The sequence below is a fragment of the Streptomyces sp. TRD_SC_5 genome (assembly GCF_056836825.1).
Map to the genome: position 1 here is coordinate 4744643 of NZ_JBWZZS010000001.1, position 25983 is coordinate 4770625.

The window sequence follows — 25983 nt, forward strand, 5'->3', positions numbered from 1 at the left end:
CTGCCCGCGATCCACAGCCGCAGCCGCAGCCAGGAGTGCCCGAATGACGCAGCCGACCCGCCCCACCCCGGAACTGCTCGCCGAACTGCGCAAGCCCCGCCCGTACCCGGCGGTGTCGGTCACACTGCCCACGCACCGGCACTGGCCGGAGAGCCAGCAGGACCACATCCGCCTGCGCAACCTGCTCGGCGAGGCCGAGAAGCGCGTCGCCGCGGACCCCGAGGTCACGAAGGCGCAGGCCAACGCTGTGGCGCAGCAGCTGGCCGCCGCCGCCGACCGGCTCGACCCGGAGTACTTCGGTGACGGCCTCGTCGTCTACGCCTCGCCCGAAGAGCACCGGAGCTTCCTCGTCGGCGGGACCGTGCCCGAGCGCATCGTGATCAATACGACGTACCTCACCCGCAACCTGGTCGCCCTGGCGGCGCGGGAGCGGCCGTACCTGGTCCTCGTCCTCAGTACGGGCGAGGTGCGGTTGTGGCGCGGGCAGGGCGATCAGGTGGCCGAGGACCAGGACTCGGGCTTCCCGGTCATCTCGTCGGGCGCGGAGCGCGACAAGGCGCCCAGCCGTGACGGCGGTCAGTGGGCCACCCAGGACTTCCGCAACATGCTCATGGAAGCCGACCGGAAACTCACGGCGGTGCTTCAGGGAAACCGGTTGCCGGTTGTACTGGTCGGGCTGTCGCCGCAGATCGCGGCGTACCGCGAGGTCAGCCACCACGGTCAGGCGCTCGCCGCCGAGCTGGAGGCCGGTGGCCTGCTGAACACCACGCCGGCGGAGATGTCCGCCCAGCTGGCCCCGGCCCGCCGGACCCTCGCCGAGGCCGACACGGCGCGCGCGCAGCACGGACTCGACGAGGCGCGCAGCGGCAAGCGGTACTCGGCCGGTGCGCAGGACGTGTGGCAGGCGGCGGGTGAGGGGCGGGTGGCGCTGCTCGTCGTCGAGGAGGGGCTGCGTGTCACGGCCCGCCCCGACACGGTGGAGGGTGCGGAACGGGCGACTCTCACCCTGCTGGAGCCGGAGGAGGCGGGCGTGCCGGGCGCGGAGGAGGACATCGTCGACTCGCTCGTGGAGACGGTGCTGTCCGCGGACGGCGAGGTGATCTTCGTGCCGGACGAGTCACTGGCGGATGCGCACGGGATCGCGGCGGCCCTCCGGTACTGACTGCCCGGCTCGCCCCGGTGGCTCCCGTGGATTCTCCGCCGATGCCGCCGATGCCGCCGATGCCGCCGATGCCGCCGATGCCACCGGGCCACCGGCCGTATCCGCTCCACCGCCCGCCGGCCGAACTGCCCGCTGCCCAGCGGCAGTACGGCTGCGGAGTCGTCGCCGCCCGCGACGGAATGGCCCTGCTCGCCGACGACCGCTCCCGTACAGTCGGGGAAAGCCGTTGCAGAGCAGAGGAGTTGGCAGTTGAACAAGGACACGGGGCCTTATGTCTGCGGTCTCGACGCCGCGATGGATGTGGTCGGCGGCAAGTGGAAGGCGCTGATCCTCTGGGCGCTGGACGACGGTGGCACTCTCCGCTTCGGGCAGCTCAAGCGCGAGGTGCCGGGGGTCAGCGAAAAGATGCTGATTCAGCAGCTGCGCGAGCTGGAGGCGGACGGCATCGTCCACCGCGAGGTGTACCGGGAGGTCCCGCCGCGCGTCGAGTACTCGCTCACCGGGATGGGGGACGGGCTCAACGCGGCCCTCGGCCCGCTCGGCGCCTGGGCGAATCAGCACATGGAGCAGATCCTCGCGGCCAAGCAGCGCGACGTCGCGTAAGCGGAGCGTCAAGTCCGCTCCCTGCGCCGGATTAGCTCTTGAGGGGGACGGGCGGGGATCCGCAGAAGCGTATTTTCCCTAGTGCCGACTGGCCTCACGCCCTGCATTGCGCCCGCTGGGAAAAATCCTCGGCGACTTTCAGCACGGCGTGGGCGCGAGCACCCTTTACGAAGGGTTATGGTGGAAACCCCCCCTCGGGCCGGTCCGTATCCCCCCCACGGACCGGCCCGTTTTTTGTGCCTCGAAGCCCATCGGGACTACTGGGCTCACCGGGCCTACCCGGCCCAGCCGTCACACCGGCGCCGTCAGCCCCGCCCGGCCCAGATGTTCGTGCCCTGGGTGTCGACCGCGAAGGTGTCGATCTCCTTCAGCTCCGCGTCGGTCAGCTCGGGCCCGCCCAGCGCCGCGACGTTCTCCTCCAGCTGCCGCACGCTCGACGCGCCGATCAGCGCCGACGTCATGCGCGGGTCACGCAGTACCCACGAGAGCGCCAGCTGGGCGAGGGACTGGCCGCGCCGCTGCGCGATGTCGTTCAGACCGTTGAGGCGGCGTACGACCTCGTCCGACAGCAGGCCGGGGTCGAGCGACTTGCCCTGCGTGGCGCGCGAGCCCTCCGGGATGCCGTTGAGGTACTTGCCGGTGAGCAGGCCTTGCGCGAGCGGCACGAAGGAGATGCAGCCCATGCCGGCCTCCTCCAGGGTGTCGAGCAGGCCGTCGTCCTCGGTCCAGCGGTTGATCATGGAGTACGAGGGCTGGTGGATCAGCGCCGGTACGCCCATCTCCCGCAGCAGCCCGGCCGCCTCCTCGGTCTGCTCGGCGTTGTACGACGACACACCGGCGTACAGCGCCTTGCCCTGCCGCACCGCCGTCGCCAGCGCGCCCATCGTCTCTTCGAGCGGCGTCTCGGGGTCGAAGCGGTGGGAGTAGAAGATGTCGACGTAATCGAGGCCCATCCGGGTCAGCGACGCGTCCAGCGAGGACAGCAGGTACTTGCGCGAGCCCCACTCGCCGTACGGGCCGGGGTGCATCAGGTAGCCGGCCTTCGTGGAGATGATCAGCTCGTCGCGGTACGGGGCGAAGTCCTGCGCGAAGATCTTTCCGAAGTTCAGCTCGGCGGAGCCGGCCGGCGGCCCGTAGTTGTTCGCCAGGTCGAAGTGCGTCACACCCAGGTCGAACGCGCGGCGCAGGATCGCCCGCTGCGTGTCCAGCGCGCGGTCGTCGCCGAAGTTGTGCCAGAGGCCGAGCGAGACGGCGGGCAGCTTGAGCCCGCTGCGGCCGGTGCGCCGGTACTCCATGGAGTCGTAGCGGTCACCGGCGGCGAGGTACGAAGGGGAATCAGTCACATTCCCCTCCTTATCACGGACTTGTGACAGGCCGGGTTGGGCCGCCGATACGCCTGCGCAGTAGTGTGGCCGCTTCGGGACTGCATGTGTCCGGCCCAGAAGCGCCGCGCGTGCCGCAGGTCCCGGGGGACGTACCGAAACCCGCACGACGCCACGAGGTGAGACCCAGTGAACCTGCGCGACCTGGTGTACAGGCTCTACGCACGCAGGGTGGAAGGCCGCCTCGATCACGACCAGGTGCCCAAGCACATCGGCGTGATCCTCGACGGCAACCGGCGCTGGGCCAAGGCCTCCGGCGGCACCACCGAGCAGGGCCACAAGGCGGGCGCGAGCAAGATCCAGGAGTTGCTCGGCTGGTGCGCCGAGACGGACGTCGAGGTCGTCACGCTCTGGATGCTCTCCACCGAGAACCTGGACCGCGCGGAGGCGGAGCTGACGCCGCTGCTCGGCATCATCGAAGGCGCCGTCCGCGACCTCGCGGCCGACGGCCGCTGGCGCGTGCACCATGTCGGGACCCTGGACGTACTGCCCGCCCGTACCCAGTCCGTACTCAAGGAGGCCGAGCAGGCCACGGTCGGCAACGACGGGATACTCGTCAACGTCGCCGTGGGTTACGGCGGCCGCCAGGAGATCGCGGACGCCGTGCGCTCGCTCCTGCTGGAGCACGCGCAGAAGGGCACCTCCCTGGAGGAGGTCGCCGAGATCGTCGACGTCGAGCACATCTCGGAGCACCTCTACACACGCGGCCAGCCGGACCCGGACCTGGTGATCCGCACCAGCGGCGAGCAGCGCCTCTCGGGCTTCATGCTCTGGCAGAGCGCCCACTCGGAGTACTACTTCTGCGAAGTCTTCTGGCCCGCCTTCCGCAAGGTCGACTTCCTGCGCGCCCTGCGTGACTACGCGGCCCGCCACCGGCGTTACGGGTCCTGACCCGCTCCCCGGGCAGCCCCGGAGAAGTTCCGGCTCACGGCGTGTCATATGCCATGGCATGACGGCGGGTGTTCGAGGGAATACCCCTTCCAGGTCGACGTCCGGTCCACGGACGTCGTATCTCAGTGAGCGGCAAGTCCGCTCGCCCGGGAGGCCCTTTGTACCAGGACGACCACGCGCTCAGCGTGGACGAAGCGGAGGGCCGGAGCTCGGCCCGCGCATCGTGGCCCGAGCCCGGTCCCACCGCTCGCGACGCCGTCGCACCCCGACCTCATGCGGGTTCAAAAAGGGGGTTCGTCCTTCCGTGGTGACCAGCACAAAGCGCCGCATGCCCGACAGGCGCACTTACGTTCTCGACACCAGCGTCCTGCTGGCCGACCCGAACGCCATGTCCCGGTTCGACGAGCACGAAGTCGTGCTCCCGATCGTCGTGGTCACGGAGTTGGAGGCCAAGAGGCACCATCCGGAACTCGGCTACTTCGCCCGGCAGGCGCTGCGCCTGCTCGACGACTGCCGGATCCGGTACGGACGCCTCGACGCCCCCATCCCGATGGGCGAACTGGGCGGAACGCTCCGTGTCGAGCTCAACCACTCCGATCCCGGCGTGCTCCCGGCCGGCTATCGATTGGGGGACAACGACTCTCGGATCCTGGCGGTGGCACGCAACCTCCAGGCCGAGGGGTTCGACGTAACAGTCGTGTCGAAAGACCTGCCGCTGAGGATCAAGGCGTCCTCGGTCGGCCTGCTCGCCGAGGAGTACCGCGCCGAGCTCGCCATCACCGACTCCGGCTGGACCGGGATGGCGGACCTGCCGCTCACGGCCGAGCAGGTGGATCTGCTCTTCACCGAAGAGACGGTGTACGAGCCGGCTGCCGCCGACCTTCCCGTACATACGGGCCTGGTGATCCAGTCCGAGCGCGGCAAGGCGCTGGGCCGGGTCACCGCCGACGGGATGGTCCGGCTCGTACGCGGCGACCGGGAGGCCTTCGGCATCCACGGGCGCAGCGCCGAGCAGCGGATAGCGCTGGACCTGCTCCTGGACCCGGACATCGGGATCGTCTCGATGGGCGGCCGGGCCGGTACGGGCAAGTCGGCGCTGGCGCTCTGCGCGGGTCTGGAGGCCGTGCTGGAGCGCCGGCAGCACAAGAAGGTCATGGTCTTCCGGCCGCTGTACGCGGTGGGCGGCCAGGAGCTCGGCTATCTGCCGGGCTCCGAGTCCGAGAAGATGAGCCCCTGGGCGCAGGCGGTCTTCGACACGCTGTCGGCCGTGGCGGGCCGCGAGGTGATCGAGGAAGTGCTGGGGCGCGGCATGCTCGAAGTGCTGCCGCTCACGCACATCCGGGGCCGCTCGCTGCACGACGCGTTCGTGATCGTGGACGAGGCCCAGTCGCTGGAACGGAACGTCCTGTTGACCGTTCTGTCCCGGATCGGGGCGAATTCACGGGTGGTGCTGACCCATGATGTCGCCCAGCGCGACAACCTGAGGGTCGGCCGGTACGACGGAGTGGTCGCCGTCGTCGAGAAGTTGAAGGGCCATCCGCTCTTCGCGCACGTCACCCTCACCCGATCGGAGCGCTCGCAGATCGCCGCGCTGGTGACCGAAATGCTGGAGGACGTGCACCTCTGAACCCTCTGGACCCTCTGATCCCATAAGGGATGAAAGGCAGTTGGCGCCGCCCGGCGGAACGCAGGATCCTAGCCGGGCGGCGTCCTGCTGCGCTCAAGTTTCGGTAAAACTCCTGGTGTAAACGGCGTGTGAGCTTTCACACGCAACGGAGAATTGCTTCCCGGCATCCGCTTCCGGCAGAGTCTTGCTTCCGTCAGGCCCCGCATACGGCACACCCGCATCTCCAGGGATGCAGCACCACACAACTCAACAGCCGTCGCCGTATGCCGCCCGAGTCACTACGCGGCGCTCCCGCAAAGGAGTTGCCCACCGGGTCCGCGCCTCCTGTGACCTAGCGATAGGGGAGGCCAGTGCCAGGGGCACGATTGCGTCCGCGAGGTCACCCAAGCGGGCACTGCTGGAAGGAAACCGTGTGAGCCGGATTTCGGTCCGGGGATTCGCCGTGGCTTCGGCTACCGCGGTCACCACTGTCGGCGCCGTTGTGGGCGTCGCCTCGGGCGACACTCAGCCCTCGAACGACAACTTCGAGGCGACCGCAGCCGACACGACGCTCCTCGCAGACATCCCTGCCGGCCAGCAGGCCCAGGTGCAGACCGCGTCCCTGACGCAGCAGGCCGACGCACAGGCCTATGCCGCCGACGTGACCGCGAAGAAGTCCGCGGAGGAATCGGCCCGCCTTCAGGCCGCCAAGGACGCCAAGTCCAAGAAGGAGGCCGCCGAGGCCAAGGTCGAAGCGGAAGCCGAGGCCAAGGCGAAGGCCGAAGCCGAGGCCAAGGAGCGCGAGGAGGAGAAGCAGGCCGCCGCCAGCCGCTCCGCGACGCGTGACGCGTCCAGCTTCTCCGCGAAGGGCTCCTACACCGTCGCCGAGGTCCAGGCCATGGCGCGGCAGATGGTCCCCGCGGATCAGTTCCAGTGCTTCAGCAACATCGTGAACCACGAGTCCACGTGGAACTACCGGGCGAGCAACCCCTCGTCGGGTGCCTACGGCCTCGTGCAGGCGCTGCCCGCCTCCAAGATGTCCTCTGCGGGCGCCGACTGGCAGACCAACCCGGCAACCCAGATCAAGTGGGGCCTGAACTACATGGACGAGCGATACGGCAGCCCCTGCGGTGCCTGGTCGTTCTGGCAGGCCAACAACTGGTACTAGTACCAGCCAGCGGTCGCGCAACTTCGTGGAGCCCCTCACCGTCCTACGGTGAGGGGCTCCACGCGTGTACCGTCTGGGGTCGGTGTCTCCCCGGGGGGAGCGAGTTACGCGACGGGGAGAAGAGAGAGCGACATGTCAACGCAGCCACAGCCGCAACAACAGCCACAGCCACAGCCGCAGTCATCACCACCGCTGGGATGGCTCGGTCGTACGGGCGCCAAACTGACCAGGATGGGTGAGCGGTTGAACGAGCGTCGCGCCGCAGCCGAGGCGGAGGCGGAGGCCGCCGATGCCGCGCGCTCCGGGGACGAGGCGTCGTACGGCTCGGGCTCCGGTGTCGATCACGTCCCCGCACCGCCCGCCTACGCCCCCGCCGTCGCCGCCAGGCCCGATCCCGTCGCCGCCGTCCCGTGGGGGATGCGCGTCGCGGCCGAGGCCGGCTGGCGGCTGCTCGTACTGGCGGGCACGCTCTGGGTGCTGATGAAGGTCATCACCGCCGTACAGCTGGTGGTCCTCGCCTTTGTCGCGGCCCTGCTCGTCACGGCCATGCTCCAGCCCACCGTCGCCCGGCTCCGGAGAGTAGGTCTGCCGCGCGGTCTCGCCACCGCCGTCACAGCGATCCTCGGCTTCGTCATCATGGGCCTGGTCGGCTGGTTCGTGGTGTGGCAGGTCATGGAGAACATCGACAACCTCTCCGACCGCCTCAAGGACGGCATCGAGGAGCTCAAGCGCTGGCTGCTCAACAGCCCGTTCCATGTGACCGAGAAGCAGATCAACGACGTCGCGGAGAACCTCACCGACGCGGTCGGCACGAACACCGAGTCGATCACATCGGCGGGCCTCCAGGGCGTCACCGTGATCGTCGAGATGCTCACCGGAATACTGCTCGCGATGTTCTCGACGCTCTTCCTGCTGTACGACGGGAAGCGCATCTGGCAGTGGACGCTCAAGCTGGTGCCCGCACAGGCCCGGCCCGGCGTCGCGGGCGCGGGGCCGCGCGCGTGGCGCACGCTCACCGCGTATGTGCGGGGCACGGTGATAGTCGCCCTGATCGACGCGATCTTCATCGGCCTCGGGATCTGGTTCCTCGACGTACCGATGGCCGTGCCGCTCGCGGTCTTCATCTTCCTGTTCGCCTTCATCCCGCTCGTCGGCGCGGTGATGTCGGGTGCGCTGGCGGTGGTCGTCGCACTGGTGACCCAGGGGGTGTTCACGGCGCTGATGGTGCTGGTCGTCGTACTGGCCGTACAGCAGATCGAGGGCCATGTACTGCAGCCGTTCATCCTCGGCCGCGCGGTACGGGTGCATCCGCTGGCGGTCGTCCTCGCGGTCGCGGCGGGTGGCCTGGTCGCCGGCATCGGCGGCGCGGTGGTGGCGGTGCCGCTGGTGGCGGTGACCAATACGGTGGTCGGCTACTTGCGGAAGTACAGCATGGAGGCGGCGATGCACGCGGCCCCGGAGGCTGCGTCGGCGGTCCCTGCGGCGGGTTCATCGCCGGAGCGGTGACTCGGCCTTTGCGGACCAGCAGCGTCGTACGGCTGGAGCAATGAGTGAAGGGCCCGCGGACGTGGCGTCCGGGGCCCTTCACTCGTACGTACTGCTGACTACTCGGCGGCCATGACGGCTTCGGAGTCGATCGTCACGCCGACGGCCTGGATCACCGCGGCGATCTTGACCGCCTCCTGGACGGTCTCGCGCTCGACACCCGCCTTGCGCAGTACCTGCTCGTGCGAGTCGAGGCACTGGCCGCAGCCGTTGATCGCGGAGACCGCGAGCGACCACAGCTCGAAGTCGACCTTCTCGACGCCCGGGTTGCCGATGACGTTCATCCGCAGACCGGCGCGCAGCGTCCCGTACTCCGGGTCGGAGAGCAGGTGGCGCGTGCGGTAGAAGACGTTGTTCATCGCCATGATCGCGGCGGCCGACTTGGCGGCCTGGAACGCCTCGGCGGAGAGGTTGGCCTTCGCCTCCGGCTCCAGCTCACGCAGCACCTTGGGCGAACGCGAGGCGATCGCGCAGGCCAGGACCGTGCCCCACAGCTGCTGCTGCGGGAGGTCGCTGTTGCCGATGACCGAGCCGAGGTTCAGGCGCAGGTCCTTGGCGTAGTCCGGTATGGCGGACTTCAGCTCGTCGAGGGCCATGGGTCACTCACCGGCCAGCAGCGCGACCGGGTCGAGGGTGTTCTCGCCCTTGGTCCAGTTGCACGGGCACAGCTCGTCGGTCTGGAGCGCGTCGAGGACCCGGAGGACCTCCTTGGGGTTACGGCCCACGGAACCGGCGGTCACCATCGTGAACTGGATCTCGTTGTTCGGGTCGACGATGAAGACGGCGCGCTGCGCGAAGCCGTCCTCGCCCTCGATGCCGAGGTCACGCATGAGCTCGTGCTTCGAGTCGGCCAGCATCGGGAAGGGCAGGCCGGTCAGGTCCGGGTGGTCCTTGCGCCAGGCGTGGTGCACGAACTCGGAGTCACCGGAGAAGCCGAGGATCTGCGCGTCGCGGTCGGCGAACTCGTCGTTCAGCTTGCCGAAGGCGGCGATCTCGGTGGGGCAGACGAAGGTGAAGTCCTTGGGCCACGCGAAGACGACGCGCCACTTGCCCTCGTAGGACTTGTGGTTGATCTGCTCGAACTCCTTGCCGGTCTCCAGGGAGACACAGGCAGTGAGGTCGTACGTGGGGAACTGGTCACCAACAGTGAGCACGCGCGCTCCTTGCATGAGAGGGAAATCCCTATTCAGGAGTTTCCTGGGGTTTGGACGGATGCCCACAGTGACACAGGAACCATTGATCGCAGAAATAGCTAGACTGGCTTGATCCGATCGGAGGTGGTTATCAGTGGCCGGTAGTAATGGAAAACAGCCCAGCCTGGCGCAGCTGCGGGCGTTCGCCGCTGTCGCGGAGTATCTGCACTTCAGGGACGCGGCCGCCGCGATCGGCATGAGTCAGCCGGCGCTGTCCGGGGCGGTCTCGGCGCTGGAGGACGCACTGGGAGTGCAGCTCGTCGAGCGTACGACGCGCAAGGTGCTGCTGTCTCCGGCGGGGGAGCGGCTCGCGGTGCGGGCCAGGGCCGTGCTGGAGGCGGTGGGCGAGCTGATGGAGGAGGCCGAGGCGGTACGGGCGCCCTTCACCGGGGTGCTCAGGCTCGGGGTGATCCCGACGGTGGCGCCGTACCTGCTGCCGACGGTGCTCACGCTCGTACACGAGAGGTATCCGGACCTGGATCTTCAGGTGCACGAGGAACAGACGTCCTCACTGCTGGAGGGGCTGGCGGCGGGGCGGCTCGATCTGCTGCTGCTCGCGGTGCCGCTGGGAGTGCCGGGGGTGGCCGAACTGCCGCTGTTCGACGAGGATTTCGTGCTGGTCACGCCTCGGGAGCACTGGCTGGGCGGGCGTGAGGACATTCCGCGCGAGGCGCTCAAGGAACTGCATCTGCTGCTGCTCGACGAGGGGCACTGCCTGCGGGACCAGGCGCTCGACATCTGCCGGGAGGCGGGGCGTACGGAAGGCGCGCCGGTCACGACGACGGCGGCGGGTCTGTCGACGCTCGTGCAACTGGTCGCGGGTGGGCTCGGGGTGACGCTGCTGCCGCGGACGGCGGTGCGGGTGGAGACGGACCGCAACGACCGGCTGGTGACGGGGCACTTCGCCGATCCGGCGCCGTCGCGCCGGGTGGCGCTGGCGATGCGGACGGGGGCAGCGCGCCAGAGCGAGTTCGAGACGTTCGCCCAGGCGCTGCGGGAGGCGATGAGGCGGTTGCCGGTGCGGGTGGTGGCGAGCGGTAGGTGAGTGGTGGGGGGCGGGGAGGTGAGTGGCGGCGGCCCGAAGGTCCCGCCGCCACCCGGTCCGTGGCGGACCGTCACTCCGTACGCAGGCCCTCCGGACGCATCAGGCGCCACAGCGGCGGCAGCGACAGGAGCGTCACGAGCAGCACGACAGCCGCGCCGAATCCGGCCATCGAGGCCACCGACGCCCAGTCGACGACCACCCGTGTGGCGGTCATCCTGAGCAGCACCGCGCCGAGCCCGAGGCCCACGCCGGTGGCGAGCAGCAGGCCGAGCGCGATCGGGACGGCGGTCTGCCACAGCACCGACATGCTCAGTGTCGACCGGCGCGTGCCGAAGGCGACCAGCGCCGACAGCAGCTTCTTGCGCTCCCGCAGCTGCTCCAGCTGGGAGACGAGCAGGCTCGCCCCGATCAGCAGCAGCACGCACGCCGCTCCCACGAACAGGCCGGTACGGATCGTCGCGAACCGGTTCGACGCTTCGGTGGTCCGCAGGTGGAAGACGGTCAGTGCCGGGTCCGCCTTGAGCACCGCGGTGCGGGCCCGCTCGATCGCGTCAGGCACGGCCTCGTCCAGCTGGACGTAGAGCGAACCGTGCAGCGCGTCGCCGAGGCCGGCAGGCGCCGCGCCCGTCGTGGCGAGGATGCCACTGCGTTTCATGCCTTGCGGGTCCGGGCGGCCGGCGACCTCCCGCGTGGAGGCGGGCAGGGTCCACGCGGTCGGCTTCGGGTCGCCCTCGTCGCCGTAGACACCCCCCGCGTACAGCTCGCGTCCGGGCTGCAGCAGCCCCGGCGTTGCCGGCCGGTCGCCGCCGCGCAGCACGAACGTGTCGCCGTTCCGGCACGACGGCAGTTTCGCCACCTGGCGCAGCGCGGCGCAGTCACCGACGGTGAGGGTGGCGGTGTCCTGCGGGTCCCTGGGAGTGGCGGCGACCTCGGTGACGCTCAGCGCGGTCACCTCGGCGACGCCCTTGTGCGCCCCGATCTTCCGGGCCACGGCGTCGGACTGCCGGGCGGCGTCGGTGCCGCTCGAGGCGATGACGGCCATCGCCGCACGGGACGGGTCCTCGCCGGTGTTCTTCGTGTACGAGCCCTCGACTCCGGCGAACACCATCTGCAACGCGATCGCGCCCGCGATCGCGACGGCCATGCCGTTGACCAGCCGGGCCGCCGTACCACTGCTCATCTGAAGTCGCCGGACGGCCAGTTGCCAGGAGGGTCCGCCCCCGCCGAGCCGGGAGACGACCGCCTCCACCAGCCAGGGCAGCAGCGCCGTGATCCCGATCAGCAGCAGCACGACGCCACCGATGACCTGCCACTGGTTGAACTCACCGCTGTCGTTGCCCTGCCCGATCATCGGGTAGAGCAGCGCCAGTCCGGCGAGGGGCGGCAGCAGCCGCCACCAGAACCGGCGGCGCGTGGGCTTGGCCGTACGGACCACGCCGAGCGGCTCGATGACCACCGAGCGCAGCCCGAACAGGGTCACCGCGACGGCCACGGCCGGCACGGCGACGGCGACGAGCAGCGCCAGCGCCGGTGACGGGTCGAGGTCGTGGGGGAAGACGCTCAGCCCGAACAGCTCGACTCCCGAAGCCGCCTGCCGTATCGCGGCGAAGAACGCGGCCCCGAACAGCAGGCCGACCACGGCGCCGGCCAGCGACTCGCCCGCGGCGACCCGACGGGTCATGCGGGCGTCCGCGCCGACCAGACGCAGCGCCGCGAGCCTGCGGTCGCGACGCTCACCGCCGAAGCGCACCGCGGCGGCGACGAAGACGGCGACAGGGGTCAGCAGCGCGACGAAGACCAGCACGACCAGCAGGGTCAGGACGGGATCGAGGGACTCCGGAGTGGCGGTGTTGGCGAACCCGGTGACCCGCTGGACCTTTCCCTCCGGTTCGAGTGTGCCGCTGCCCGCGTAGTAGGCGAGCTCCCTCGGGCCGCTCAGCCCGTCGTCCCCGATGACGGCGGTGACCCGCCCGTCCAGCCGGTCGCGCAGCAGATGGCTGCCGTCGGCGTCGAGGAGTTCCTTGAGAGCGGGCGAAACAGCCATCTCACCGGGCGCGGGAAACTCGGCCAGGCCCGGCGGAAGCGGGGCGTCCGCGCCTTCCGGCCTGAGGTACCGGCCGTAGATGTCGTCCTCGCGGAACCGGGTGTCCGTCTCAGCGATCAACAGAGTGCCGGGGCCGGCTTTCTCCGCCGTCGGCGCGGTGAGTGTGCTGCGCGTGTCGGCGCGCTGGTCACGGGAGTTCAGCATGCTCGGGATCGCGGCGGTGACCAGCAGGAGCGCCACGCCCAGACCGACACCCACGCCGGTGAGCAGGGTACGGGTCCAGCCCTCGCGTCCGCCGCCCACGGCGAACCTGACCCCCAGGAGGAGGTCCCTGACCCAGCCGCCGGACGTGGCCGTACGGCTCGTACCCCTGCTCATACGGCGTGCTCCAGGTCGCGGGACTTTCCGTCGCGTACGACGATCTCGCGGTCGGAGTACGCCGCGACCCGCGCCTCGTGGGTGACTAGCACGACGGCGGTGTTCGACGACCGGGCCGCCTCGGTGAGCAACTGCATCACCCGCTCACCGTTGAGGGAGTCGAGCGCGCCGGTGGGTTCGTCGGCGAAGATCACGCGCGGCGAGGAGGCGAGGGCGCGGGCGACGGCGACGCGCTGGCCCTGGCCGCCGGAGACCTCGCCGGGGCGCTTGGCGCGGAGGTTGTCGACCTCCAGGTCGGCCATCCACTTCAGCGCCGCGCGCTCGGCGTCCTTGCGCTTGGCGCCGTTCAGCCGCAGGGGCAGCGCGACGTTCTCGACGCAGGTCAGCTCCGGGACGAGCTGGCCGAACTGGAAGACGAAGCCGAACTCGCCGCGGCGCAGGGCGCTGCGCTCACGGTCCGACAGGGCGGACAGCTCACGGCCGTTGTACGTGATGGTCCCCGAGTCGGGGGTGACTATCCCCGCCAGGCAGTGCAGCAGCGTCGACTTGCCGGACCCGGAGGGGCCCATGACGGCGACGACCTCGCCGGGGTGGATCGAGAAGTGGGCGCCGTCGAGGGCGGGGGTGGGCCCGTACGCCTTGTGGAGGTCGTGGGCGACGAGCAGGGAGCCGGCGGGAGTCATGCGCGTACCTCCGTGGCGAGCTTGTCGAGGCGCGCGGCGGCGAGCTCCAGCCAGCGCAGGTCGGCTTCGAGGTGGAAGAGGGCGTGGTCGCAGATGAGCTGGTCGGCGAGATCGCCCCGGCGCTTGCGGTCCGTGAGCACGCGCATCATGCGCAGGTGCTCACCGCGCTGTACGTCGAGGAGGTCGGCGGCGCTGCGCCCGGTCAGGAGGGCGAGGACGACCTTGGTGTAGAGCGTCGACTGGAGGTACGGCTCGGGCTTCTCCGGCTGGGCGAGCCACTGCTCGACATCGGTGATGCCGGCTTCGGTGATGGCGTAGCGCTTGCGCTCGGGGCCGCCTTCGCTCTCGATCCCGTCGACTTCCACGAGCCCGTTCTTCAGCAGGCGCGACATGGTCGAGTAGACCTGGCCGTAGTGCAGGGGGCGGTCGTGGCCGAACCTGTCGTCGAAGGCGCGCTTGAGGTCGTAGCCGTGGCGCGGGCCGGACTCGAGGAGTCCGAGGAGGGTGTGGCCGATTGACATGCGGAGCACTATACACAATGGGTATACATGCAGTGTATAGGCGCTGAGGCGGGTGCGCGCGTGAACGCCTGCGGCGGGCCTGTTCCCCACCCCGCCCCTTCCCGCTGCGACACTTTGCGGCTCCGCCGCGGGGAGGGCAGGCCCCAGCGTCCCCCCGGCAACTTCAGCCCGTCCGGCGCTTGAGGACCGGGGTCTGGGGCGGAGCCCCAGTGGCGGGAAGGGGCGGGTAGGGGAGAAGCCCCGCAGGGTCCGGCTCAGTCCTGCGGAGGGTCCGGTGCCGCTTCCGGGGTCTTCGGGGGCCGCCCCCGGCGGGGGATCGGGCCGGCGGCGCCCGGGAGGCGGCCGGTTTCCGACAGCGCCCGGCGCAGCAGGAACTCGATCTGCGCGTTCGCGCTGCGCAGCTCGTCCGACGCCCACCGGGCCACCGCGTCGTACACAGCCGGATCCAGCCGCAGCAGCACCTGCTTGCGTTGCTGCTGCGGCTGCTTCCGCCGCGGAGCCTCTTCCGTCACTGGTAGAGCGTGCCGGTGTTGAGGACGGGCTGCGCGGCCCGGTCGCCGCACAGCACCACCATCAGGTTGCTCACCATCGCCGCCCGGCGCTCGGAGTCGAGCTCCACGATGTCCTGCTCGGTGATCCGCGTGAGGGCCATCTCGACCATTCCCACCGCACCCTCGACGATCAGCTTGCGCGCCGCCACGACCGCGCCCGCCTGCTGCCGCTGAAGCATCGCCGAGGCGATCTCCGGTGCGTACGCCAGGTGCGTGAAGCGGGACTCGATGATGTGGACGCCGGCCGCCTCGACCCGCGCGTGCAGCTCGACCGCGAGCTTCTCGGTGATCTCCTCCGCGTTGCCGCGCAGGGACAGGCCTTCCTCGTCGTGCGCGTCGTACGGGTACTCGATCGCGATGTGGCGTACGGCGGCCTCGGTCTGCGTGGAGACGAACTCCAGGAAGTCGTCGACCTCGAACGTCGCCTGCGCGGTGTCCTCCACCTTCCAGACCACGACCGCCGCGAGCTCGATCGGGTTGCCGTACGCGTCGTTGACCTTGAGGACGGCCGTCTCGTGGTTCCTGATCCGGGTCGAGATCTTCGAGCGCGTGGTCAGCGGGTTGACCCAGCGCAGTCCGTCCGTGCGGATGGTGCCGCGGTAGCGCCCGAAGAGCTGGACGACGCGGGCCTCGCCGGGCGCGACCATGTTGAGGCCGCACATCGCGAGGAACGCCGCGAAGGCGATCACGACTCCCGCGATGATCAGCGAGACCTTCGGCCCGGTCGAGTCCAGAGTCGCGCCGGTTGCGATCAGGCCCGCCGCGGCGAGCAGACCCACCAGGCCGAGCAGCAGCGCGAGGCCGCCGCCGATGCTGTGCGCCGCCGTCTCGCGCACCCGTGGTGCGGGCATGTCGGGCAGGTCGGTGGGTGTGGGCGTACTGGTCGTGGACATGGTGTTCCCCCGGTTCCGTGCGGTGTGATCGCGGTACGACTGTTCTAGCAAAGTGATATCACTTTTTCTGGGACCGTAAACCTGTGCGAGGACTTTCGCAACCTTGGAGCCCTCTCAGGAGTCGGTTCCAGAGAGACGGGTGCTGATTCTCACGTACGGAAAAGACCGGATCGGCAGTCCTTTGTCCGCAGGTGCGGTGTTAGCTTTCTGAGCTGACATCCGGGGGCTCGATGAGCGGAGTTACGGAGTAATGGGCCGAGCAGAAGCGCGACAGAACCGGAAGCGCGGTGCGCGCCGGGCGAAGAAGGCGGGAGGCATACGCCGCTTCTTCACGTGGAAGAAGATGCTGGGCACCTTCTTCGGGCTTTGCCTGCTCGCGATGGGCGTCTTCGTGGCGCTCTACATATGGGTGCCGGTACCGGCCGCCAATGCCGAGGCGAAGCTGCAGAGCAACGTCTACAAGTACAGCAACGGCAAGATCATGGCCCGGTCCGGCGAGCTCAACCGCGAGATCCTCCCGCTCGCCAAGATCCCCAAGGATGTCCAGACCGCCTTCGTCGCCGCCGAGAACCAGAACTTCTACAAGGACTCCGGCGTCGACTTCAAGGGCACCGCGCGCGGTCTGCTCAACACCGTCACCGGCAAGGGCAAGCAGGGTGGCTCGACGATCACCCAGCAGTACGTCAAGAACTACTACCTGACCCAGGACCAGACCGTCACCCGCAAGCTCAAGGAGCTTGTGATCTCCATCAAGGTGGATCGGAAGCAGGGCAAGCCGGACATCCTGGCCGGGTATCTCAATACCAGCTACTTCGGGCGCGGCGCGTACGGCATCCAGGCCGCGGCCCAGGCGTACTACGGCGTCGACGCCGAGAAGCTGACCGTCGAGCAGGGCGCGTACCTCGCGGCGCTCCTCCAGGCCCCCAGCCAGTACGACTGGGCGGTGGCGAGCCCCACCAGTCAGAAGCTGGTCACGGAGCGCTGGAACTACGTACTCGACAACATGATCGAGATGAACGCGCTGGATCAGACCAAGCGCGACGCCATGACGTTCGACATACCGCAGAACCCCAAGGGTCCCGCCGGTATGGAGGGCCAGGCCGGCTACATGGTCAAGGCCGCGAAGGACGAGCTGAAGAAGCAGGGCGTCAGCGAGGCCGAGATCGACGCGGGCGGCTGGACGATCACGCTCAACATCGACGAGAAGCGCCAGAAGGCGATGGAGAAGGCGGTCGAGCGGCAACTGGAGTCCAAGCTCGATCGTAAGAAGAGCAAGGTCGACGCGACCCTCCAGGCCGGCGCGACGTCGGTGGACCCGAAGACCGGCAGGGTCGTCGCAATGTACGGCGGCGAGGACGCCACCCGGCACTGGATCTCCAACGCGACGCGGTCCGACTACCAGCCGGCCTCGACCTTCAAGCCCGTCGTTCTCGCCTCGGCCCTGGAGAGCAACTCCAAGACCCAGGACGACGAGCCGATCACGCCCAGCACGATCTACGACGGCAAGAGCAAGCGCCCCGTCGAGGGCAGCACCACCCCCTTCGCCCCGCAGAACGACCTCGGCAAGAGCTACGGCCCCATCTCCGTGCAGCAGGCCATGAACAGCTCGGTCAACTCCGTCTTCGCGCAGATGCTCGTCGACGTCGGCCCGTCGCGGGTCAAGGAGACGGCCCTGCGGATGGGCATGACGGACAAGGGCGGCTTCGACGAGCGTCCCGCGATGTCCCTCGGTGTGATGGGCGCCAGCACGATGGACATGGCGAGTGTCTACGCGACGCTCGACAACCACGGCAAGAAGGTCACGCCGACGATCGTGAAGTCCGCGGAGCACAAGGACCGCGAGGGCGGCGAGGTCGACCTCCCCGAGCCGACCGCCGAGCAGGTCATCGACCGCTCGACGGCGGACAGCGTCACCAAGGTCCTCACCGGAGTCGTGAAGAGCGGTACGGGCATGCAGGCCAGTAGCCCGAACTACAACGCGGCAGGCAAGACCGGTACGTCGGAGAAGAACCGGTCCGCCTGGTTCGTGGGCTACACCCCCGAACTCTCCACCGCCGTAGCCCTCTTCGGTGAGTCCAAGGACGGCGGCAGGCAGGTCTCCCTGACCGGTACGGCCGACGCCGGCCGCGCCAGCGGTGGCGGCTTCCCCGCCAAGATCTGGGCGGACTACACCCTCGGCGCCCTCGGCGGCGGCTCCGATGCCGACTTCGACCTGGAGATCGACCCGGACGACACCTATTCGCCTCCGCCGTCCGACACTCCCGAGCCGACCAACACGCCGAGCACGCCCCCGACAACGCCGAGCACGCCCCCCACGAGCCCGTCCACCACGCCCCCGACGACGCCGTCCACCACACCGCCCACGTCGCCGTCCACCACGCCCTCGACGTCGCCGCCGCCGATCACCATCGGCCCGCCGGACCCCGGCGGTGACACCGAAGGCTCCGACGGCGGCGCGGACGGCGGCTCCGGCGGGGGAGCTGACGGAGGGGCCGACGGCGGCGCCGACGGAGGTGCTGACGGGGGAGCCGACGGCGACCTCAGGCCGCCCCGCCCCTGACCGGCGGCATACGACGGCATACGACTGCGGCGGGCACCCTCGGGTGCCCGCCGCAGTCGTGCGTACAAAAGCGGTTACGGGCGTGTGGCCAGCTCGAACCAGACCACCTTGCCGGACGACAGCCGTGTGGCACCCCACCGTCTCGCCAGCCGGTTGACCAGGAACAGCCCGCGCCCGCCCTCGTCCGTGTCCCGCGCCCGCCGCTGCCTCGGCAGCTGCGGCGAGTCGTCGCCGACCTCGCAGCGCAGTACGTCCGTACGCAGCAACCGCAGCGTGACGGGCCGCTCGGCGTACCGCACCGCGTTCGTCACCACCTCGCTGACCAGCAGCTCCACCGAGTCGCTCAGCTCCTCCAGACCCCACCGCGCCAGTGCTCGCCGCGCCAGTCTGCGGGCCCGGCCGGGCGCCTGCTCCTCCGGCTCCAGGAACCAGTACGCCACATCGCTCGGCGCGATCCCGTCGAAACGGGCGGCGAGCAGTGCGATGTCGTCGTCCCGGTCGCCGGGCCCGAGCATGTCGAGTACGTCGTCACACAGGGCCTCAAGGGGCGGGGAGTGATCAGGTCCCGTCAACTGGGCTGTGGCGGCGAGCCGTTCCCGCAGCTGCTCGATGCCTGTCCACACGTCGCGCAGGCGCGACTCGACCAGACCGTCGGTGTAGAGGAGAAGCGTGGCGCCCGCCGGGGCGTCCAGCTCGACGGCCTCGAAGTCGACCCCGCCGACACCGATGGGCGCGCCCGGCGGCACCCGCAGCACTTCGGCGCGGCCGCCCAGGTGCAGCAGGATGGGCGGCGGATGGCCCGCGTTGGCGATGGTGATCCGGTGCGAGACCGGGTCGTACACGGCGTACAGGCAGGTCGCCATCCGGTCCTGGCCGAGCCGCTGCGCCTGCTCGTCGAGGTGGTGCAGGACCTCCTGCGGCGGCAGGTCGAGACCGGCGAGGGTCTGCGCCGTCGTCCGCAACTGGCCCATGATCGCGGCGGACGTCATGGAGTGGCCCATGACGTCACCGACGACCAGCGCGACGCGGCTGCCCGGCAGCGGGATCGCGTCGTACCAGTCGCCGCCCACGCGGGCCGTCTCGGCGGCCGGCAGATAGCGGGAGGCCAGCTTGACGCCGGTCGGCTGCGGGAGCGAGTCGGGCAGCATGGTGCGCTGGAGCTCGTCCGCGATGTACGCCTCACGCCCGTACAGCACGGCCTTGTCGATGCCGAGCGCGGTGTGCGTCGCCAACTGGGCCGCGACCAGCAGGTCGTTGGCATCGAAGGCGGGCCGCTCGGGGCGGCGCAGGAACACGGCCGCGCCGATCACCCGGCGACGCCCGCGCAGCGGCGCGAGGATCGCCCGGCGCCCGCTCGGCAGGCCCAAGACGTCGCCGAGCAGCTCGGACAGCGCCGCCCGCGCGGACGAGGAGTCGCCGAACACCGGGCGTACGCCTCTGAGCACCTCGGCCAGCGCGCCTCCGCTGCGTACCTCGCACAGCTGCGGGACGGGCAGCGGCTCGGCCTGGACGTCGATCTCCTCGGCCCCGTCGTCCGCTAAACGCAGCCGGTCGGTGCGGCGCAGGCGCAGCATGAACGGCACGGCGGGACGCTCGTCGCCGACCGGCAGCGGATCGCGCAGATAGACGAGGATCGCATCGGTGAAGGTCGGCACGGACGCCCGGCACAGGCCGAGCACGATCTCGTCGAGGTCGATGCCGCGCGCGATCCGCCGCGTCGCCGCCCCCACGAACCGCAGCCGGTCCCCCTCGCTTCTGGCCGCCCCGGCCGGTTCCGGTGCCCCGCCGCCGGTGGCCGGCACAGGAGCGGGCGACGCTGGATTCGGCACTGCTGGGGCCTCCTCCTGCCGTGGCCGGGTGCGCTCGTGCGGCCTGGCAACCAGGGGCTGCCGGCCTTCGTGCGAGGTGGACTGGTGCTCCGTCACGCGTGGGGTTCCGTCCGTCCGGGGAGCTTGTGCGATGCAATCGCTTTGTGTGGCGATATACCCGCTCTGCGGGCGGCCTCGACAAGGCGGCGGGGCCTGAACTCGGCAGACTTGCTCTCCGGCACGGCTCCCACCCCCCTGTGGTGACATACGGTCAGGTCTTGCTCCGGGCCCGCCAGTTGCTGGGGGGCCCGGTGCGCTCAGTGCGCTCAGTGTTGCGGAAGGCGATCCTACGTTTGACCCGTGGGGGCGTTTCAAGGGTCTCACGGAGCGATGTGAACAGGAGTGCGGTCCCAGTCATCGGGCAATCTGGGAACGGCCCACCTGGGATCGGGCCGCCAGTTCTCCCAGCCGTCGCGGAACGGCGCGCCCCACGCGGTGATCAGCCCGACCGCCGCGCGCCCCGCGTCCCGTACCTGCCGGGCCTGGACGTCGCTCAGCAGCCCCACCCGGCGGGCCTGGTCGAACTCGTCCTCGTCGAGCCACTGCCAGGCGCGGTCCGGGTGCACCGAGATGTCCAGGAAGTGGTCCTCGGAGTCGACACCGCCCGACCAGCGGGCGCGCGGCTCCTCCAGATTCACGTACCAGTTCTTGAACCGCCAGCCGCGTTCCCAGAACAACCACACCGACCAGGGGTCGCCCGGCCGCGCCAGCTTCAGCACGCCGGTGCCCCACCACCGCGAGGTGGTCGTGGTCCGCGGCGCCGTGTACCGGGTGGCGAGCGGCTCCTCGTGCACCGGCGTACCGTCCGCGAGCACCGGCCGCACACACTGGGTGCCCGGCGCCATCCACACCGCGAGCAGTTCGTCGGTGTCGCGGACGACCGTGACGGGGCGGCAGATGTGGATCCGGTCGGAGGAATTGCCGCGATAGCGCCAGAGGATGTGGTCCCCCGGCGCCCAACGAGCCCCGCATGCACCGCCCGCCGTATCTGTCATGAGCAGATCTTAGAAGTACGTACCCACGGCTGCTGCGAGCCAGGTCACGGGTGCGTCATACGCAGCACGTCCAATGCCTCGTCGAGCTGCTGCTCGGTGAGGTCGCCCCGCTCGACGTACCCGGATTCCAGTACGACTTCGCGGATGGTCCTGCGCTCGGCGAGCGACTTCTTGACGACCTTCGCGGCCTCTTCGTAACCGATGTACTTGTTGAGCGGCGTGACGACGGACGGCGACGACTCGGCGTATTCGCGGGCGCGCTCGACGTTGGCCGTGATGCCGTCGACCGTACGGTCGGCCAGCAGCCGGGACGCGTTGGCGAGCAGTCGCACCGACTCCAGCAGGTTCTTGCCGATCACCGGAAGCATGACGTTGAGCTCGAAGTTGCCCGCGGCACCGGCCACGGCGACCGTCGCGTCGTTCCCCGTCACCTGTGCCGCGACCATGAGAACGGCCTCGGGAATGACCGGATTCACCTTGCCGGGCATGATCGACGAGCCCGGCTGGAGGTCGGGAAGGCTGATCTCGGCCAATCCGGTGCGCGGTCCCGAGGCCATCCAGCGCAGGTCGTTGCAGATCTTGGTGAGGGAGACCGCGATCGTACGGAGCTGACCGGACGTCTCGACGAGTCCGTCCCGCGCGCCCTGCGCCTCGAAGTGGTCGCGGGCCTCGGTGAGCGGCAGTCCGGTGGAGCGGGCGACTTCGGCGATGACGGCGGCCGGGAAGCCGGGCGGGGTGTTGATGCCGGTGCCCACCGCCGTGCCGCCGAGGGGGAGTTCCGCCAGGCGGGGGAGGGATGCGCGCAGGCGCTCGACGCCGTAGCGCACGGCGGCCGCGTAGCCGCCGAACTCCTGGCCGAGGGTGACGGGTGTGGCGTCCATCAGGTGCGTACGCCCGGACTTCACGACGCCCGCGAACTCGGCGGACTTGCGCTCCAGGGCGGCGGCGAGGTGGTCGAGGGCCGGGATCAGGTCAGCCGTCACGGCGGCGGTCGCCGCGATGTGGATGGAGGACGGAAACACGTCATTGGACGACTGCGAGGCATTGACATGGTCGTTCGGGTGGACGGGGCTGCCGAGGCGCTCGGTGGCGAGCGTGGCGACGACCTCGTTCATGTTCATGTTGGAGGACGTGCCGGAACCGGTCTGGAAGACGTCGACGGGGAAGTGCTCGTCCCAGCGCCCCTGCGCGACCTCCTCGGCCGCGTCCCGTACCGCCTGCGCGATGTCCTTGTCCAGTACGCCGAGTTCGGCGTTGACCAGGGCGGCAGCCGCCTTGATGCGGGCCAGGGCCTCGATGTGGGCGCGCTCCAGGCGCTGTCCGGAGATGGGGAAGTTCTCCACGGCCCGCTGGGTCTGGGCGCGCCACTTGGCGTGGGCCGGTACCCGTACTTCACCCATCGAGTCGCGCTCGATCCGGTAGTCGTCAGTCGTCATCGTGACGTACCTCCTCAGAAAAGTTGAGCACTTGTCTTGTTCTGCGTATTCCCAAGTCGCCTACCCGCCAGTAAATACCGGGGGTAACAACAAACCGGGGAGGCGCAATGCAGCGCACACGGCTCAGACTTCGCTCTACGGTCGCGGCCGCCGCCGCACTGGCGGTGGCCATGGGGGGCGGCCTGCTGGCGACGGCCCCCGCCACCGCCGCCGCCGACAAGACAGCATCGGCTTCCACACCCCTTCCGGCCGAACTGGAGGCCGTCCGCGCCGCCGAGGCCACCACGCTCTACGGCAGCCCGGCCGAACGGCCCATGGCCCAGCGCAAGACCGGGCTGATCTCGCTCGGCGACAGTGAGATCTCCGGGGAGGGCGTCGGGACGTACGAACCCGGCACCAACGGCCCCGACAACTGGTGCCACCGCTCGCCGGACGCCGCGATCCACCGCACCGGCATCCCGGCCGACGTCACGTACAACGTCTCCTGCTCGGGCGCGTACACCGGAAACATCAGAATCGGCGGAAGCAAGCAGTACGCCGACGAGCTGGTCCAGAGCGACAATCTGGCCGTCAAGGCCCGCAACACCCGCATCAAGATGGTCCTGCTGGTCGCCGGCGCCAACGACGATCTCCAGTTCGGCCCGGTCATGACGGACTGCGTCACGCGCTGGCTGACCATCCAGGGCCCGTGCGAGCCCAAGTACGCGCCCGGCTGGCAGGGGCGCGTCGACGGGCTCGTACCCAAGGTCGAGCAGACGGTCCGGGACCTGCGGACGGTCATGCGCGGAGCCGGGTACGCCGACGGCGACTACAAGATGGTCGTGATGGGCTACCCGAGCCCCATCGGCCCCGACTTCAAGGACAACCCGAACTTCCCCGGCAAGATCCCGGGCGGTTGCGTGGGGTACGACTCCGACGCGGCCTGGGGTCGCAACACCGCCGTCCCGGTCTTCGAGCGCGGGATGCGGCAGGCGGCGGCGAACACGGGTTCCGTCTATCTCGACAACTCCCGCCTCTTCCACGGCCACGAGGTCTGCATGGACGACCCGTGGGCGCGGGGCCTCTACATCGACCTGTCCAAGCCCGGCATGCCGGACGCAAACTCGGTGCGCCAGTCCTTCCACCCGAACATCCGCGGCCACGCGGCGTTCGCGTCCTGCCTCACCCAGGTGTACAACTCTGCCCTGCGTGAGGCGAGTTGCGGCGATCCGGCCAGTACGGGAAAGCCGGTGCTCTTCGCGGGGGCGTGGGACGACGCGTACAAGCCGCTGAAGAACGCGGGGACGGGCACGTGCGCCGACGTACCCGGATCGACGACCCGTAACGGGACGGCGGTGGGCGGCTGGGACTGTCACGGCGGCCGGAACCAGGGCTGGTGGTACGACACCGCCCAGAAGTCCGTCCGTACGGAACTGAGCCACGACCGGTGCCTCGACGTCCCTGGCGCGCAGTACCAGGCGGGTACGGGACTGGTCCTCTGGAACTGCTCGGGCGCGGCGAACCAGCAGTTCGTACGCGACGGATCGACGATCCGCCCGGCGGCTTCGACGGGCCTGTGCGTGACCCTGGCGGCGGCCAAGGACCCGCTGAAGCTCCAGGCCTGCACGGGCGCGGCCAACCAGCGGTTCGCGTAGGAAGCAGCTCCCCCGCCCCTTCCCGGTCAGGGAGGGGGCGGGGTGGGTTGGGCGCGAGCACCGCTGACGACGAGCCTTACGCCAGGCCGGGGCCCCGCACCGGGATCGAGGTGAACGTCGGGGCGGGGGCCGGCTCGGTGAAGAAGTCGTTGCCCTTGTCGTCGACCACGATGAATGCCGGGAAGTCCTCCACCTCGATCCGCCAGACCGCCTCCATGCCGAGTTCCTCGTACTCGACGACCTCGACCTTCTTGATGCAGTCCTGGGCCAGCCGGGCCGCCGGGCCGCCGATCGAGCCCAGGTAGAAGCCGCCGTGCGTACCGCACGCGTCCGTCACCTGCCTGGACCGGTTGCCCTTGGCCAGCATGACCTTCGAGCCGCCCGCCGCCTGGAACTGCTCGACGTAGGAGTCCATCCGGCCGGCCGTCGTCGGGCCGAAGGAGCCGGACGCGTAACCCTCGGGGGTCTTCGCGGGACCGGCGTAGTACACCGGGTGGTCCTTCAGGTACTGCGGCATCTCCTCGCCCGCGTCCAGCCGCTCCTTGATCTTCGCGTGCGCGATGTCGCGGGCGACGACGAGCGGGCCGGTGAGGGAGAGGCGGGTCTTGACGGGGTACTTGGTGAGCTCGGCGAGCACCTCGTCCATCGGCCGGTTCAGGTCGATCTTGACGACGTCCCCGGCCTCGTCCAGATGCTCGTCCGTCGTCTCCGGCAGGAACCGCGCCGGGTCCTTCTCCAGCTGCTCCAGGAAGACGCCCTCGGCGGTGATCTTCGCGACGGCCTGGCGGTCCGCCGAGCAGGACACGGCGATGGCGACGGGCAGCGAGGCGCCGTGGCGCGGCAGGCGCACCACGCGCACGTCGTGGCAGAAGTACTTGCCGCCGAACTGCGCGCCGATGCCGATCTTCTGCGTCAGCTCGAAGACCTTCTCCTCCAGCTCCTTGTCCCGGAAGCCGTGGCCGAGCGCCGAGCCCTCGGCCGGCAGCTCGTCCAGGTAGTGCGCGGAGGCGTACTTCGCGGTCTTGAGCGCGAACTCGGCCGACGTACCACCGACGACGATCGCCAGGTGGTACGGCGGGCACGCGGCCGTACCGAGCGAGCGGATCTTCTCCTCCAGGAACTTCATCATGGAGGCCTCGTTGAGGACCGCCTTCGTCTCCTGGTAGAGGAAGGACTTGTTGGCGGAGCCGCCGCCCTTCGCCATGAAGAGGAACTTGTACGCGCCGCCGTCGGTCGCGTACAGCTCGATCTGCGCGGGCAGGTTCGAGCCGGTGTTCTTCTCCTCCCACATGTTCAGCGGGGCCATCTGCGAGTAGCGCAGGTTGAGCTTGGTGTAGGCGTCGAAGATGCCGTGCGAGAGGGCTTCCTCGTCGCCGCCCTCCGTCAGGACGTTCTGGCCGCGCTTGCCCATGACGATCGCCGTGCCGGTGTCCTGGCACATCGGCAGGACGCCCGCCGCCGCGATGTTCGCGTTCTTGAGCAGGTCGAGGGCCACGAACTTGTCGTTCGACGACGCCTCGGGGTCGTCGATGATCCGGCGCAGCTGAGCGAGGTGCGCGGGCCGCAGGTAGTGCGAGATGTCGTGCATCGCCTCGGCGGCCAGGGTGCGCAGCGCCTCGGGGTCGACCTTGAGGAACGTACGGCCGTCGGCCTCGAAGGTGGAGACACCTTCTGCGGTCACCAGGCGATACGGCGTGGTGTCCTCTCCCAGGGGGAGCAGATCGGAGTACGCAAACTCTGGCATTTCGGCCATTCCTCACTCGGCAGACGGCAACTGGCCTCCATTGGCGCAGCCCGCCCACCAGCGTAAGACGCCCGCGGAGTG

The 25983-nt window shown here is 69.7% G+C and carries 21 protein-coding genes; 9 read left to right on the forward strand and 12 right to left on the reverse strand.

All coding sequences use genetic code 11. The features are described 5' to 3' along the window. Positions 1–43 precede the first annotated feature (43 nt). Both AC1P0E_RS21905 and AC1P0E_RS21910 read left to right on the forward strand, forming a co-directional pair. Complete coding sequence (locus AC1P0E_RS21905) at positions 44–1162, forward strand: baeRF3 domain-containing protein (protein WP_482743833.1); 1119 nt, start codon at positions 44–46, stop codon at positions 1160–1162. A gap of 294 nt (positions 1163–1456) precedes the next feature. Beyond that, positions 1457–1765, forward strand: coding sequence for a winged helix-turn-helix transcriptional regulator (locus tag AC1P0E_RS21910; RefSeq protein ID WP_482745857.1), 309 nt, complete (start codon positions 1457–1459; stop codon positions 1763–1765). A 305-nt stretch (positions 1766–2070) separates the two neighbouring features. On the opposite strand, the gene mgrA is transcribed toward AC1P0E_RS21910, so the two are convergent. Beyond that, positions 2071–3108 (reverse strand): L-glyceraldehyde 3-phosphate reductase, encoded by a 1038-nt coding sequence (gene mgrA, locus AC1P0E_RS21915; protein ID WP_482743834.1) that lies wholly within the window; start codon positions 3106–3108, stop codon positions 2071–2073. Between the two features lie 168 nt (positions 3109–3276). Here mgrA and AC1P0E_RS21920 point away from each other — a divergent pair, with 168 nt between their 5' ends. From AC1P0E_RS21920 to AC1P0E_RS21935, 4 genes are all read left to right on the forward strand, one after another. Further along, positions 3277–4038, forward strand: a complete 762-nt coding sequence (locus tag AC1P0E_RS21920; protein WP_482743835.1) for an isoprenyl transferase — start codon at positions 3277–3279, stop codon at positions 4036–4038. A gap of 304 nt (positions 4039–4342) precedes the next feature. Beyond that, the gene (phoH2, locus tag AC1P0E_RS21925) at positions 4343–5665 is read left to right on the forward strand and encodes an RNA 5'-3' helicase PhoH2 (protein ID WP_482743836.1); all 1323 of its coding nucleotides are present in this window, start codon (positions 4343–4345) and stop codon (positions 5663–5665) included. 412 nt (positions 5666–6077) lie between these two features. Then, the gene (locus tag AC1P0E_RS21930) at positions 6078–6812 is read left to right on the forward strand and encodes an aggregation-promoting factor C-terminal-like domain-containing protein (protein ID WP_482743837.1); all 735 of its coding nucleotides are present in this window, start codon (positions 6078–6080) and stop codon (positions 6810–6812) included. Between the two features lie 231 nt (positions 6813–7043). Then, entirely contained in the window at positions 7044–8318 is a 1275-nt protein-coding gene (locus AC1P0E_RS21935; RefSeq protein WP_482743838.1) for an AI-2E family transporter, read from the forward strand. 98 nt (positions 8319–8416) lie between these two features. Here AC1P0E_RS21935 and AC1P0E_RS21940 read toward each other — a convergent pair whose 3' ends face one another. After that, positions 8417–8953, reverse strand: a complete 537-nt coding sequence (locus AC1P0E_RS21940; RefSeq protein WP_482743839.1) for an alkyl hydroperoxide reductase — start codon at positions 8951–8953, stop codon at positions 8417–8419. Between the two features lie 3 nt (positions 8954–8956). Next, a complete protein-coding gene (locus AC1P0E_RS21945) occupies positions 8957–9511 on the reverse strand; it encodes a peroxiredoxin (protein ID WP_482743840.1) in 555 nt (184 codons plus the stop codon). A gap of 133 nt (positions 9512–9644) precedes the next feature. On the opposite strand from AC1P0E_RS21945, the gene AC1P0E_RS21950 reads away from it, so the two are divergent. Beyond that, a complete protein-coding gene (locus AC1P0E_RS21950; protein WP_482743841.1) occupies positions 9645–10595 on the forward strand; it encodes a hydrogen peroxide-inducible genes activator in 951 nt (316 codons plus the stop codon). Positions 10596–10665: 70 nt separating this feature from the next. Here AC1P0E_RS21950 and AC1P0E_RS21955 read toward each other — a convergent pair whose 3' ends face one another. The 5 genes from AC1P0E_RS21955 to AC1P0E_RS21975 form a co-directional block, all read right to left on the reverse strand. Beyond that, on the reverse strand, positions 10666–13017 hold the full coding sequence (locus AC1P0E_RS21955; protein WP_482743842.1) for an ABC transporter permease: 2352 nt from the start codon (positions 13015–13017) through the stop codon (positions 10666–10668). Further along, entirely contained in the window at positions 13014–13700 is a 687-nt protein-coding gene (locus AC1P0E_RS21960; RefSeq protein ID WP_482743843.1) for an ABC transporter ATP-binding protein, read from the reverse strand. The genes AC1P0E_RS21955 and AC1P0E_RS21960 overlap by 4 nt, the downstream gene beginning before the upstream one ends. Next, positions 13697–14221 (reverse strand): PadR family transcriptional regulator, encoded by a 525-nt coding sequence (locus AC1P0E_RS21965; protein ID WP_482743844.1) that lies wholly within the window; start codon positions 14219–14221, stop codon positions 13697–13699. The genes AC1P0E_RS21960 and AC1P0E_RS21965 overlap by 4 nt, the downstream gene beginning before the upstream one ends. Positions 14222–14475: 254 nt before the next feature. After that, positions 14476–14733 (reverse strand): type II toxin-antitoxin system antitoxin, encoded by a 258-nt coding sequence (locus AC1P0E_RS21970; protein WP_482743845.1) that lies wholly within the window; start codon positions 14731–14733, stop codon positions 14476–14478. Next, positions 14730–15665: an SPFH domain-containing protein gene (locus tag AC1P0E_RS21975; RefSeq protein WP_482743846.1), complete on the reverse strand. Its 936-nt coding sequence runs from the start codon at positions 15663–15665 to the stop codon at positions 14730–14732. The genes AC1P0E_RS21970 and AC1P0E_RS21975 overlap by 4 nt, the downstream gene beginning before the upstream one ends. Before the next feature lie 250 nt (positions 15666–15915). Between AC1P0E_RS21975 and AC1P0E_RS21980 the strand changes: the two genes are divergently transcribed. After that, positions 15916–18225 (forward strand): transglycosylase domain-containing protein, encoded by a 2310-nt coding sequence (locus AC1P0E_RS21980; RefSeq protein ID WP_482743847.1) that lies wholly within the window; start codon positions 15916–15918, stop codon positions 18223–18225. 74 nt (positions 18226–18299) lie between these two features. Here the strand turns inward: AC1P0E_RS21980 and AC1P0E_RS21985 are convergent, their stop codons facing one another. From AC1P0E_RS21985 to AC1P0E_RS21995, 3 genes are all read right to left on the reverse strand, one after another. After that, a complete protein-coding gene (locus AC1P0E_RS21985) occupies positions 18300–20150 on the reverse strand; it encodes a SpoIIE family protein phosphatase (protein WP_482743848.1) in 1851 nt (616 codons plus the stop codon). A 263-nt stretch (positions 20151–20413) separates the two neighbouring features. Then, positions 20414–21088, reverse strand: coding sequence for a cytidylyl-2-hydroxypropylphosphonate hydrolase (gene fomD / locus AC1P0E_RS21990; RefSeq protein WP_482743849.1), 675 nt, complete (start codon positions 21086–21088; stop codon positions 20414–20416). Between the two features lie 44 nt (positions 21089–21132). Further along, complete coding sequence (locus AC1P0E_RS21995; protein WP_482743850.1) at positions 21133–22524, reverse strand: class II fumarate hydratase; 1392 nt, start codon at positions 22522–22524, stop codon at positions 21133–21135. A 107-nt stretch (positions 22525–22631) separates the two neighbouring features. Between AC1P0E_RS21995 and AC1P0E_RS22000 the strand changes: the two genes are divergently transcribed. Then, positions 22632–24158, forward strand: coding sequence for a ricin-type beta-trefoil lectin domain protein (locus AC1P0E_RS22000; protein WP_482743851.1), 1527 nt, complete (start codon positions 22632–22634; stop codon positions 24156–24158). Positions 24159–24234: 76 nt separating this feature from the next. On the opposite strand, the gene AC1P0E_RS22005 is transcribed toward AC1P0E_RS22000, so the two are convergent. Beyond that, positions 24235–25911 carry a fumarate hydratase gene (locus AC1P0E_RS22005; RefSeq protein ID WP_482743852.1) on the reverse strand — a complete coding sequence of 559 codons (1677 nt, stop codon included), beginning with the start codon at positions 25909–25911 and terminating at the stop codon, positions 24235–24237. Positions 25912–25983: the final 72 nt, after the last annotated feature.

Coding starts and splice junctions, on each gene's coding strand:
- fomD (WP_482743849.1), bottom strand. CDS start 21,088: ATGACAGATACGGCGGGCGGTGCATGCGGGGCTCGTTGGGCGCCGGGG.
- AC1P0E_RS21910 (WP_482745857.1), top strand. CDS start 1,457: ATGGATGTGGTCGGCGGCAAGTGGAAGGCGCTGATCCTCTGGGCGCTG.
- AC1P0E_RS21935 (WP_482743838.1), top strand. CDS start 7,044: ATGGGTGAGCGGTTGAACGAGCGTCGCGCCGCAGCCGAGGCGGAGGCG.
- AC1P0E_RS21975 (WP_482743846.1), bottom strand. CDS start 15,665: ATGTCCACGACCAGTACGCCCACACCCACCGACCTGCCCGACATGCCC.
- AC1P0E_RS21980 (WP_482743847.1), top strand. CDS start 15,916: ATGGGCCGAGCAGAAGCGCGACAGAACCGGAAGCGCGGTGCGCGCCGG.
- AC1P0E_RS21995 (WP_482743850.1), bottom strand. CDS start 22,524: ATGACGACTGACGACTACCGGATCGAGCGCGACTCGATGGGTGAAGTA.
- AC1P0E_RS22000 (WP_482743851.1), top strand. CDS start 22,632: ATGCAGCGCACACGGCTCAGACTTCGCTCTACGGTCGCGGCCGCCGCC.
- AC1P0E_RS21965 (WP_482743844.1), bottom strand. CDS start 14,221: ATGTCAATCGGCCACACCCTCCTCGGACTCCTCGAGTCCGGCCCGCGC.
- AC1P0E_RS22005 (WP_482743852.1), bottom strand. CDS start 25,911: ATGGCCGAAATGCCAGAGTTTGCGTACTCCGATCTGCTCCCCCTGGGA.
- AC1P0E_RS21960 (WP_482743843.1), bottom strand. CDS start 13,700: ATGACTCCCGCCGGCTCCCTGCTCGTCGCCCACGACCTCCACAAGGCG.
- AC1P0E_RS21940 (WP_482743839.1), bottom strand. CDS start 8,953: ATGGCCCTCGACGAGCTGAAGTCCGCCATACCGGACTACGCCAAGGAC.
- AC1P0E_RS21955 (WP_482743842.1), bottom strand. CDS start 13,017: ATGAGCAGGGGTACGAGCCGTACGGCCACGTCCGGCGGCTGGGTCAGG.
- AC1P0E_RS21905 (WP_482743833.1), top strand. CDS start 44: ATGACGCAGCCGACCCGCCCCACCCCGGAACTGCTCGCCGAACTGCGC.